Source organism: bacterium, from assembly GCA_030685015.1.
Classification (GTDB): domain Bacteria; phylum CAIWAD01; class CAIWAD01; order CAIWAD01; family CAIWAD01; genus CAIWAD01.
The window spans coordinates 154,908-166,291 of the sequence record JAUXWS010000087.1 but is presented as its reverse complement, the minus strand read 5'-3'; the positions used below and the strand labels follow the sequence as shown (position 1 = coordinate 166,291).

General features: G+C 54.1%; 12 protein-coding genes. 8 read left to right on the top strand and 4 right to left on the bottom strand.

All coding sequences use genetic code 11. The features are described from left to right. The first annotated feature begins 215 nt into the window (after window positions 1-215). Window positions 216-2,414 (top strand): DNA methylase, encoded by a 2,199-nt coding sequence (locus Q8O14_12985; GenBank protein ID MDP2361643.1) that lies wholly within the window; start codon window positions 216-218, stop codon window positions 2,412-2,414. Further along, window positions 2,398-3,417 carry a hypothetical protein gene (locus Q8O14_12980; protein MDP2361642.1) on the top strand — a complete coding sequence of 340 codons (1,020 nt, stop codon included), beginning with the start codon at window positions 2,398-2,400 and terminating at the stop codon, window positions 3,415-3,417. The genes Q8O14_12985 and Q8O14_12980 overlap by 17 nt, the downstream gene beginning before the upstream one ends. 27 nt (window positions 3,418-3,444) lie before the next feature. Here Q8O14_12980 and Q8O14_12975 read toward each other — a convergent pair whose 3' ends face one another. Continuing rightward, window positions 3,445-3,837, bottom strand: a complete 393-nt coding sequence (locus Q8O14_12975; GenBank protein ID MDP2361641.1) for a hypothetical protein — start codon at window positions 3,835-3,837, stop codon at window positions 3,445-3,447. Between the two features lie 601 nt (window positions 3,838-4,438). On the opposite strand from Q8O14_12975, the gene Q8O14_12970 reads away from it, so the two are divergent. The 6 genes from Q8O14_12970 (at window position 4,439) to Q8O14_12945 (ending at window position 10,043) form a co-directional block, all read left to right on the top strand. Then, window positions 4,439-4,603, top strand: a complete 165-nt coding sequence (locus Q8O14_12970) for a hypothetical protein (protein MDP2361640.1) — start codon at window positions 4,439-4,441, stop codon at window positions 4,601-4,603. Between the two features lie 135 nt (window positions 4,604-4,738). Continuing rightward, window positions 4,739-5,929, top strand: coding sequence for a radical SAM protein (locus tag Q8O14_12965; GenBank protein MDP2361639.1), 1,191 nt, complete (start codon window positions 4,739-4,741; stop codon window positions 5,927-5,929). Then, a complete protein-coding gene (locus tag Q8O14_12960) occupies window positions 5,926-7,155 on the top strand; it encodes a radical SAM protein (protein ID MDP2361638.1) in 1,230 nt (409 codons plus the stop codon). Before Q8O14_12965 ends, Q8O14_12960 begins: the two co-directional genes overlap by 4 nt. Before the next feature lie 11 nt (window positions 7,156-7,166). Further along, window positions 7,167-8,048: a hypothetical protein gene (locus tag Q8O14_12955; GenBank protein ID MDP2361637.1), complete on the top strand. Its 882-nt coding sequence runs from the start codon at window positions 7,167-7,169 to the stop codon at window positions 8,046-8,048. A 23-nt stretch (window positions 8,049-8,071) separates the two neighbouring features. Beyond that, on the top strand, window positions 8,072-9,121 hold the full coding sequence (locus tag Q8O14_12950) for a radical SAM protein (GenBank protein ID MDP2361636.1): 1,050 nt from the start codon (window positions 8,072-8,074) through the stop codon (window positions 9,119-9,121). Next, window positions 9,108-10,043, top strand: a complete 936-nt coding sequence (locus tag Q8O14_12945; protein MDP2361635.1) for a hypothetical protein — start codon at window positions 9,108-9,110, stop codon at window positions 10,041-10,043. The genes Q8O14_12950 and Q8O14_12945 overlap by 14 nt, the downstream gene beginning before the upstream one ends. A gap of 136 nt (window positions 10,044-10,179) precedes the next feature. Here Q8O14_12945 and Q8O14_12940 read toward each other — a convergent pair whose 3' ends face one another. The 3 genes from Q8O14_12940 to Q8O14_12930 all read right to left on the bottom strand — a co-directional run bounded on the left by Q8O14_12940 (window position 10,180) and on the right by Q8O14_12930 (window position 11,217). After that, entirely contained in the window at window positions 10,180-10,428 is a 249-nt protein-coding gene (locus Q8O14_12940; protein MDP2361634.1) for a hypothetical protein, read from the bottom strand. Between the two features lie 61 nt (window positions 10,429-10,489). Further along, complete coding sequence (locus Q8O14_12935; protein MDP2361633.1) at window positions 10,490-10,984, bottom strand: hypothetical protein; 495 nt, start codon at window positions 10,982-10,984, stop codon at window positions 10,490-10,492. 26 nt (window positions 10,985-11,010) lie between these two features. Beyond that, complete coding sequence (locus Q8O14_12930; GenBank protein MDP2361632.1) at window positions 11,011-11,217, bottom strand: hypothetical protein; 207 nt, start codon at window positions 11,215-11,217, stop codon at window positions 11,011-11,013. Window positions 11,218-11,384 lie beyond the last annotated feature (167 nt).

Sequence of the window (11,384 nt, the reverse complement as noted above, 5' to 3'; positions counted from 1 at the left end):
AAATTGATGAATTGTAAAATAGCATTTCGGCTGCGACTTTTGTTTCTACCGCTACATTCGGCTGGGTCGCATCCCCTTGCTACTTTTCCATCATGTTGAACCGATGGCGACCATCTTGTAATGCGTGATATGAAGCCCATTCTCAATACCAAGATCGGCGAGCTCTACCGAGGCGATTACAATACTGATTTGTTGTCAGATAAGGAGCTCAGTTAATGTCCATTGAATCCCGGTTTGACATTTCTTTTGTAGCGGGCCTCGCCCTTCGTGAAAAGCAAATCCAGCAAAACTATCGCCCTATAATCGCAGTACATAAGTGGTTCGCGCGTCGGCCAGGAGCCTTGTTTCGGGCGTTGACTCTTGCGGAGTTCGGTGAGGGATCACTTCAAGACTTGTACTTCGTCGCAAATGACTTCCCAGGTCGAATGGTCGCCGATCCGTTCATGGGAGGTGGTACTCCATTGTTGGAGGCCAATCGTGTGGGATGTGACGTTGCCGGATTTGACATCAACCCGATGGCCTCTTGGATCGTTCGCGAGGAAATTGAGCACCTGGATCTCAAAGACTATCAGGAAGCGGCTGATCATTTGTTGGGGAACTTGGCTAGTGATATTGGCCAATTCTACACGACTGATTGTCCGATCTACGGCGATATTGATGTGCCGGTGAAGTACTTCCTGTGGGTTAAGATTATTGACTGTCAAGAATGCGGCAGTCCAGTCGACCTGTTTCCTGGGTATTTGGTGTCTGAGGATTCCCGGCATCCGTTGAACGTGCTGATCTGTCCTTGTTGCGGAGAGTTGAACGAGGCGGCCGATAGAAGCGCCCCAGGGGCATGCGCTGAATGCGACACTACGCTAGTTTTGGACGGACCAGCTGGCCGAGGTCGCTGTTCGTGCGGCCGATGCGGACACGTCAACCAGTATCCGCGTCCAGAGGCGGGGCCACTTAGGCACCGGCTATTTGCGATCGAGTATTTCAATCCTCTCCGAAAGGCCGGTCATAAGGGGCGTTTCTTCAAGAAGCCGGACTCGAAGGATTTAGCCCGACTCAATTTGGTGGACGAGCGTTGGGCCAAGACCCAACCACGATTCGTCCCTGATCAGGAAATTCTGCCAGGCGATGAGACAGACCGGTTGCGCAAGTGGGGCTACAGCTATTACCGTCAAATGTTCAATCACCGCCAGTTGCTCGACCTGGAACTCAGTGCGCGCTCGATCCACAGTGTGAAAGACACGCGGGTGCGCCACGCACTTGCGACAAACCTATCCGATTTACTTCGCTATCAGAATCTTCTTTGCCGGTACGACACTTGGGCTCTGAAATCGCTCGACATCTTCTCGGTGCACGGGTTCCCTATTGGGCTGGTGCAGTGCGAGTCGAATTTGCTGGGGATCGTAAACGGTGGTGGTACGAATGTCGGGTCAGGTGGTTGGACGAACATTGTCGAGAAGTATACAAAGGCGAAACGTTACTGCGTTGAGCCATTTGAGATGCATCGTGTGGGCACGCAGAACGTGCAGGTGCCTATTACAGGTGAGTGGATTGGGGAGAAGCGAAATGGCGCTCGACAGCGTGTGGTTGGGATCCACTGTCAGGATTCGACAATTGCTGAGCTACCTCCACAGAGCATCGACGCAGTCTTCACAGATCCACCTTACTTCGGAAACGTCCAGTACGGCGAGTTGATGGACTTCTGTTACGTCTGGCTTCGCCGGATTGTAGGCAAGGACGCGGAAGGGTTCGACCGCCTGTCCACTAGAGCTGAAGCAGAGCTAACCGGCAATGTGACCCGTGGGCGCGGCATCGAGCATTTCACGGATGGTCTTTCCAGGGTCTACTCGCGGATGGCCGAGTCGCTTAAGCCAGGGGCGCCCCTTGCGTTCACGTATCACCACAACAAGATCGAAGCGTATTTTGCTGTTGGTGTCGCCATTTTGGACTCTGGCCTTACATGCTCTGCTTCGCTTCCCTGTCCGGCTGAAATGGGTGGATCGATACATATCCACGGAACCGCCTCGTCAATCGTCGACACTGTATTTGTTTGCAGGAGTTCTGGCTGGGCGCCACGGCAGTGGCAATTCGAGACCTCGGCGGAACTTGCGGCTGTAGTGAATCATGATCTGGAGTTGCTAACGGTTGGCGGGCGTAAGCCGACGCGCGGTGACACGCGGTGCATTGTGTTTGGTCACCTAACGCGTATGTCTATTTGGCGCCTTAGATCCTCATGGGATAGTACCCTACCTACTGGCGACAAGCTCAAGTTGTTTGGACAGGTTCTGCACCAGATAGCAGATCCAGAGGCCGTGGTGGTGCAGCTCCAGGTGACTGAAGTGCAGACGTCTAGCGCCATGGGTCCTTTGTTCGCCCTGGCCGAAATGAACGAGAGGAACCAGGATGCCATTGCGTTTTGAGATCGATTACCGCGATCCAGAAATTGCCTGGGAGCCGTTAGTTGACGAGGTGTTCGGCGAACTCTCGTCAAGTTTCCTGGAGATGCCAAAGGGTGAAGGGTTCATAGACTATCCAACTTTTGAACGTGGCTACCAAGCGCTTCGCTTTCACACAGATGCATTTGGCACTGTAACGACTGACACTATACTCGCTGCCGTTCAGCGAGTTCCAATCTCCTTAATAGTCTTCCGCTGCATTTTGGGTTTTACGCCACCAGAGTGGGCCTTTGTGACAACGGAACGCATGGACGTCACCATTGATCAGGGAGCGGCGCGCGCCATTGATCGTAGGATTCGTCTTCACCCTCTGGACCCGATTAGCTTAGGCAATGGCCTCACAGGCCAAAGGGTGCGAGCAATGGTCGAAGCAGGTGTGCGGACCATCGAGGAGGCAACAAGGACCATGCCTCCAGGAATAATTCATCGCCTGGAGAAGGCGGACACGGCCCATGGGTTCCAGAGTCTGCGGTCGATCGCCGATCTCGGAGCGCCCTATCCGGTTCTGCTTTATGAGAGATTTCTTGGTCGCCCATTTGCAACCCATCGCGATTCAGTCAGCGAACTTGTGGGTGAGGTAGTAGAGGTTGCGGTCAAGAACGTGCTGACGGAAGCTAAGATCAGTTTCCGTGATACAAAGCGCGCTGAACGGATCGCGGGCTTCGACCAAAACCCGGATTTCTTCATTCCGGACGAGTTCACGCCGGTTGCAGTGATAGAAGCCAAGCTGACCGAAGATGATGGGACAGCTCGGGACAAAGTGACTCGCGTGCAGCGACTCAGGACGTTGCGGGATGAACAGGGCAGAGATTATGATGTGATTGCCTGCATCGCCGGCAGAGGGTTTAAAGTCCGGCGGGAGGACATGCGGCGCATGCTGCAAGCGACGGACGGCAAAGTGTTTACATTGACGACGATGGAATTACTGATTGATCACACACGAATCCGAGAGTATCGTGTTAGATAGGATCTAATAGATAATCATCAGTATTAGTTAGAATGTAAAATAGGGGTTGAATGGAACAGGGCAGCCACAGTCTGTGCATGTTCTGGAGTTCGGGTGAAAAACTTTTGGAAACAGATGAATTTTTCCAACATCTTCACAGAAGGCAACTTTAATACCACTACACGGCATCGTATATATTCCATTATTGTATTGAAGGCCCGTTTCTTCTCCTGCATAATAGATCAAGTTCTTTCTTCCACGATCATCCAACTGAAGACAACCAGATGCAGAAGCAGTGATCAGGTAGTTTTCGTAAGCAGATAAACTGCCATCAACAAGTACGGAATTAATGTCATAAATACTTGATGGACATGTGTGTTTAATGTATTTTCCCAATTGATAGGATGTTAGTGTAATTCCTGTTGGGTCAACAGGATCCACGTGTCCGTTTTTCCTTGCGCAGTTGAAGCAATAGAATATTTCCAAAATATCCCCCTTTCTTGACAACAAATGAACCGCAGCCAGTCGCCCAGGAGCAGACGGCCGGCCGCCAGGCCCGGAACTTCAGGATATGAGAGTGGCAATGGGCAAGGCCAGCTGCAAGTGCTTGCGGGCCCTATTCGTGTCTGGTTGGTAGATGTGTCAGTCGGCCTGGACGGCTCACTCCAGTTGCCTGATTGCCCCTAATGTTTGCTGATCCTAGGTTGGGGATGAGGTCACAAGGAATCCACATGTGCCCTTGACTCTCCTGTTCTGATGCGCGAAGTTTTCCTCATTCTCAGGCTGGGGCTCGATAGCATGACCAGACAGAAGTCGGAATACTATCTTGCAGTCACGTTCAACGAGCTGGTCGATAAAATGCACAGCGATCTGAACAAATTGACCATTTAATGGTTGATGAGTTATTCCGATCGACTTTAGTTCATTCAAGATGTATTTAGGTCATGCATCGTTTCGGTGTTTTTCTGTCCCGTATGGCCTAATACAAAAGGGAACGCGATCCGCTTTAGAAACTTCCAACAGCGAGCTAAGGAGCGACTCCATGAACGACGAGAAGCCAGCCGTCAAGAGCGGGAATCACCCGGACCATGAGCATCTGCCGACTGAACAGGAATTCATGCAGCTATTGAAGCGTGATCAGGATTTGGAATCCGGGCAGACAGTCGCAAATTATTCCGTTTACCATAAGTATAGTCGGGGAACCTGACCACTCGCCGGAAAGTGTTTTTACACGCTTTATGGCAAGCGGTCCAAGCGGGAACACAAACCCTTTCTGAGGTTAGAGATTATAGTTGTTACGTAGCTGGGCGGCCCCGTCGTGCCGCAGCAGCGGGGTTCTATTATGGCCGGACTACGCCCAAAGAATTTCACATCCTCAGACGATTTCTGTCAGCGGTCACTAGCCCGAGCGCTGCGGCGCGTAAACGAACTCCATTTTCAGGTGACATCAGCCTGCAATCTCTCCTGCCGTTATTGCTATGCAAAAGCCGTCCAATCAAAGCCTGGTGCTGAACAATTAATGGATATTTCGGTCCTGCGCCAGGGCGTTGATACCATCTTTTCTTCGTCGAGTTCTGCGGCGATTTCCGTGATTTTCCACGGAGGCGAGCCACTGCTGCTGGATCCCAGTTTCTATGCCGAAGCTTGCGAATACACTACTGCACGAGCAACTGCTCGCGGTGGGAAAGTGTCTTTCGGACTGCAGAGTAATCTAACGCTGATATCGGATGAGCATCTTTCCATTTTCCGCGAATTCGGTGTCAGCCTAGGCACATCTTTGGACGGTCCGGCCCACATACACAACCAGATGCGCGGAGATCATGCCGCAACCATGAGGGGCATCGAGAAGGCGCGAGCGGCTGGCCTATTTAGCGGTCCAATTTGCGTTATAGGTTTGCATAATTACGACCGTATGGCGGAAGTCATGGAGTTTCTGCGCGAAATTGGAGTAACTTCATTCTTGGCCAACGTTGGTGCTTCCGTCGGTAAAGGTTCGTCTATGAGCCCGCTGCCTGCCGAAGCGATTTTCACAGCATTTCGTGACGTGTGCACGGCAACCCAGGAATCAGATTTTACGATTGTCGAGAAGCGGTTGGCGCAAAAAATTGATCGCTTCCTTAAGCGCTGCTTTTCAAAAGAACCTGGCCAGTTGACATGCGATACGCCCTTTTGTCATGCCGGACTGACCATGGTCGCGATCGACCTTGCTGGAGAAATCTATCCTTGCGGTTGTGCAGGTACAGGTGAGAAGTTTGCCCGCTACAGCATGGGAAATGTTGCACGGCTGACGGCACCATTCGAACTTGATGCCTTGGTGGCCTTTCACGCGAAAAATGCAAAATACGAAACGGTGTGCCAAAATTGTAGAGCCCGTTTTCTCTGTGAGCACGGATGCCCGGCCTTCGATCTTCAGGACTCCGCCTTCTCCGCAAACGTCTGTAAAGCCAATCTGAGACTGCACGATCATTTCATCAATCACATGGAGGTTCTTGATTCCTGGCGGAAGTTTCTCGCCGTCGGGGGAGGTATATGAACCTCATCATCACGAGAAAGTGTTCTAACCGTTGCCCGTATTGCTTTGAGGTTGGCGAAAGCACGCGGAGTGGCAGTAGTCAGATTAGCATCGCCAACGCCGAGCGTGTCGCCCGCTGGGTGGCGCTGAACGGCCTTGATGCGCTCTCACTACTGGGTGGCGAGCCATTTTTGCATCCAGAACTCCAGGCGATAGTAAGAGTGTTCCGCAAGATCTGCCCCAAAGTGTCGTTGACTGTATTTACTGGCGGTTATTTCGATACGGCCCTGCTCAATAATCTTGATGCTGCAGATGTCAGCTTGCTCATTAATGTCAACGAGCCAATGACCTACGCATCCCCGGGCCGCTTCGATAGCGTCATTTGCAACGCTGTTAATGCCATTCGCCGGGGATTCCGCACCACCCTAGGATTTAACGTGTGGGAACTTGGCTTCTCCCCCGAATTCATGCCCAATTTGGCCTACAACCTTGGACGACAAACCTTTCGGTGGACTGTCGCCCATCCCGAGCTCGATGCAGCTTGCCGCGTGGTAGGAGCGGTCGACTTCGAGCCCCTTGCAACCCGATGCATGCTAATGCTGCGAAAGGCAGTCCAGCTAGGCCTGCGGGCTCACTTAGATTGCCCGATACCTGTTTGCTTCTTCAGCGACGAAGATCTTGGATGGCTGGCTAAGTATCTCCCTGAGACTGCCAGCCGCCTAGGTACGTGTGATGTCCCATTAGATATCAGTCCAGACTTAGAAGTAATGCGTTGCTTTGCGCTGTCCGGTTGTGACAGGGTCCTTCTCGAAGATTTTTCTTCACCGGAGGATTTGAAGCGGCACTTCCAGAGATCCGTTGACCGAAACAGGTGGATGCCAACTCTGTTCAAATGGTGCACCGATTGCACTCATGCGCATTCGGGCCGATGTCGGGGTGGATGCCTGGCGCGTAATGGATGCATTGCTTCAACGATCGATCTGCCTGAGCGAATGTTCGGCTTGATCGCAAAGCACGGCCACGCAGAGGCCCTTTTAGCCTACAGGACAGCTCCTCCTGTTCTGCGCTCACCCTTGGCGGGCTACCTTGCTGCAGGTGCCGCCATAGTCCTTCGGGATTTCGACGCCGCCTTTCGATACGCTGCCCGTGCGCTTGACACAACGGAAGACGCGGAACTCAAAGCGCGAGTGCAAAAGCTCTTGGCTGAAGTCCCAGCGCCGCAGTCTACTCCGTCGCTCGAAGCCTGAAGGGCGCAAGCATGATGGCGACTAGTCATTTCAACTTTGAATTCGAGGGTCCTGTCGAGCTTCATCGATGGCTATCTTCTATCGCTCCATACATTGAACTCGAGATCGCCGAGACTCTGGACGAGCTTCGGGATGCATCCCTATCTGAACTAGAACACATCGTTGTTTACCTGCACTACATGTACACCGCCCGCTTCGTGCTCCCCACTCTGGAAGCCGTACTTGGCCGTGAAGCGACTGCTGAACGGCCCGACATCGTTCGTCATCAGTTGCTCGCCTGTCTCATGGGCCGCTTTGTTGATGATCTAATCGACAAAGACTCGGGATTTTGGAATGAGAAGCAGGCTCTTTACTTCTTTTCACACTTTCAGATGCGCTGTGACCGCGTACGGCCTCGGCTAGGCCTTGGTGAAGGCGCCGAGAGGCGTTGGTTGGCTGCGCTCCGCTTCAACCTGCTCGACGATGGGCGATTGTACGATGCTTCGCCGGATAGGTATGATATGCGACCGCGAGCAAAATGCGCGTGGCCCTACATAGACTACTGGAAACGCGTTAAGTACTTCTTTTGGGCATTACGCGAGGTGTCGACGGACGAAATTAGACTACAATGGGCGATGGAATACGTGTCAGCTCTGTTCTACAATTATGATGTTGACGACGCTCTCAACGATATCCTGCGGAATGTACCGACTGAGCCTGCTTTTGTTCTGGTCCATGGCATGAAGGACGATGAGGGCCGCCTGAAATTGAAGGGCCATCATTTCACCCGAGAATTGAGTTCCCTGGAAGATGCGGCGAGAATGCGCCTAACTGACTGTCAAGAACGGGGACAACGACTGGGTCTCCTGCTCGGCCCGGCTATGCTGGCGAAGGAACTCATTGCGGTGAGCTGAGTTGCGAACAGGAAGGAGACCGAATGTTCGAATCATATGAGTACGATGGCCCTTCATCAGCAGTGCCAATCGCTGTGCCATACGTCCTTGCACTCCGCGTTACTGAGCGCTGTCACACTGGATGTGGGCACTGTTACCTTGGTGCAGGTCCTCAGGGTGAAGAAATGGGGTTGGGACTTGTGCGTGCGGTGGTGCGTCAGGCAAGTGAGCTTTCCATCCGCACGATCCATGTGACGGGTGGCGAACCGCTGTTGCACGCCGAACTCGAGGAGATTGTCGGTACTGCCCGCAGCGCGGGCTTGATGGTTGAAATGGTCACCTCGATCTTTTCACCAGGTCAACTTGCCCCACCGGTTCGGTTGCGTAGACTTGCCCATGCTGGCTTGGAAAGGGTAATGGTGTCGTACGACGACTGGCATGCTCGAGTCGTGTCTCTGAGGGAGCTTGCTGCCTTTCTGGATTGCGGTCTTACACTAGGTCTAGATGTCGCGGTAAACGTTGTCGAACAGAGCGGGTCGACTTGGACCTGTGATACCTTGCTGCACGCGTGCGCGGGGTTGTTTCAAGGCGCGGAATCAGTCGACTGGCTTCCCGCTCAGATCTCAAGCATCGGACGCGCCGCCGCAAGCGGACTGAAGGAATCAATCGATGCTTGCGGTGCGCGCTGTGCTTTCTCACTCACAAGCCCCACCGTCACACCTAGTGGTGAAGTCGTCGTGTGCTGCAACGCGAAGCAAGATACCCCTGGGATGAAACTCGGAAAGATTGGTAAGGACAGTTTAGCCTGTTGCCTCAATCGTCTTGCGGCTCACCCATTGGCGCGCATCAACGCCGTGTTCGGTCCACACCGGGCATGGCCGGTGTTCGGCAATTCATTGGAAGATGCACCGTCGGGTACCTGCGCCAGTTGTCAGATGATGATGAAACAGTTCAGTGATTGCGATGCCGTTGCTCGGCTCGAAACACTGAGTCGATCACTGCCGGCGGAATTGCCCCTAGACTTCGAAGCCCTAAATACTTGGTGTCGACGCGCCATTCCAAAAGACGCTACGCGCACTTATGCCGTCGATTGAGATCCCTCTTGATCCCATTTTCGGTATCGACATCGAGGCCGTAGCTCGCAAGGAATTGCAGATACTGGATGTAATTCGCATCGAGTTTCTCCCGGGGCGGGTCATTTGCGAGACGTCTGCATGTGTGCCGCCGCTTTCGACGGTCCTGGCAACACACACATCGGGATCCGTTATTGCGGTAGAAGTCATCCATCACGCAGCGATCCTGCCGCATTTTCTCTCGATGTTCTTGAACGGACCGCCAGTTTACATCATCCACGCCGATAGTCACGACGACTTGGGCAGTCCAAACGTCGTTCCGGATGCAACAGGTCGTTTAATCGACCGCTGGACCGGTAAGACAGTCTCGCCGCAGGAACCGTTCACGGTGAGATCGGCCGTCGACAGCAGTGCCATCGAAATTGGATCATACCTAACGCTCGCCCTTCACTTGCTGCCGGTCATTGGAATAGCTTTCGTGTTTCCCGATCATTCAACTGCGAACATCGCCGGCGTAAGAAATCCCTCGTCCATCACGGTTGGCTGGGCCGAGGACGACCTGTTAAACCGAGGCGTCCGACGTCTGCGTTGTCGACCATCAAGAGATGGCAGTAATGGCATTCCAATACTTCGCTGCGATGGTCACTGCAATCTCGCGGAGCTAGGCAGCATTATACCGCGCGAAACTCCGATCATTTTGGATATCGACTGCGACTATTTTGATGACGCAGACGAGGTTGGTGGATTGCCTCACGACGCTTGCACGATGGATGTAGCTGGCTTCATGCAGCAAGTGCAGATGGTCGTACCTCGCAAACATCTTAAGTTGATCAGTCTGAGTCATTCCCCTGGATTTTGTCCACGTACCAGTGTCGAAGTGATCTGTGCGGAAGTGCTGCATTCCCTTGACATGGGTGCGCACTGCAGGTGGAAGTCATGGTGAGGATTTCCGCAACCGTGACAAGAACGAACTTCGCCGGAGTGAGTTTTGGGCGACGTATGGCGATGAGCGGGCAGGCCCAGGGTGGCCCGCGGGCGCGAAGAGAGCCGGGGCGAGGTGGGCGGGTATCTGGGTGAAGTCAGGCATGTGTGTTCTCCTTGCGCTGGCTGCGCGGCGGGCCGAGCAGGCTCATGGCCAGGGTCTCGTTTTCGTGGGTGGTAGAGGCGTCCACGCATTGGGCGGCGATGGTCACCTCGCGGCGAAAGCGAGGCTTGTCCAGCCAGTCGAGGCAGCCCAGCTCCAGGCGCATCCAGCCTTCGATCCAGCGGGGGTTGATGCCATTCCGGCCCTGCCGCGTGAGTTCTTCCCGAATCATCTGCTGATGCATGGCGTCCACCTTAGCAGGCCCGGGCCGCCCTTGGGCCAGCGCCGGGCGTTGGGGCTGTCCGTCAGATGGCGCTGTTGTGCTTGCTGCGCGCGGCAGCCGGCATGTTGTCTGCCCAGCCGATCAGGCGGTATCCGTGGCGGTTGAGGATGGTCTCGACCATGCTGGGCACCCAGCGACCGTCTTTGGCCCAGAACTGGATCGTCTGCTTCCAGACCTTGCATCCTTCGCACTTCTGGTAGGCTCCACAGAAGTCGTCGCTGTAGGCGCGCTCCGGCTGACCAATGTTGGCCATGGTGGTGATGGAGACGAGGCAGGTTTCCCTGCCAAGGGTGAGGATGACCACGGCCTTGCCGCCTGGGGCCATGGCCTCACCGATTGCCATCTCGACGTCCCGAAGAGCCAGTCTGGCGTAGATAAGTCGCTCCTGGACCTCCGCCTTTGCTGCGTCGTCCCGGTGCGTCATGTCGTCGTCATGCCGCGCCTCGCGCAACACCGCCTTGGCATGCGCGAGCTGGGTCAGCAGGTCTTGTAGCGTGGTGGTGGCTTCGGTTGTCATGGGTCCGTCTCCTTTTGCTGTTTCGCTTAGCGCAGTTCTTCGTATCCGTCGGCCAGCAGGCGCTCGCCCTCGGCCATGGTGACCACCCAGATCTTCTCGTCGTCGCCCATGAATTGGCGCGAGGCCTTCAGGGTCCTGGCCGAGAAGGAGGCCGCCAGGGCCGGGCTGGAAAAACGGCCCAGGATGTGGGGGTTGTTGCCCGTGGCGTTCTGGGTGTTGGTCTTGCGCGTCATGGTGTCTCTCCCGTTTTGTTGGGCATAATTACGCATCGTTACTTTCGGATAGCAAGTTAGATTTAATAAATCTACGGACTATTTTAGATGTCTAAAACAGTCAAAGAGATGAATAGCCCAGTTATACAATAAGCGCCCCTTTCGGAGCGCCTTTGATGGGGCTTTTG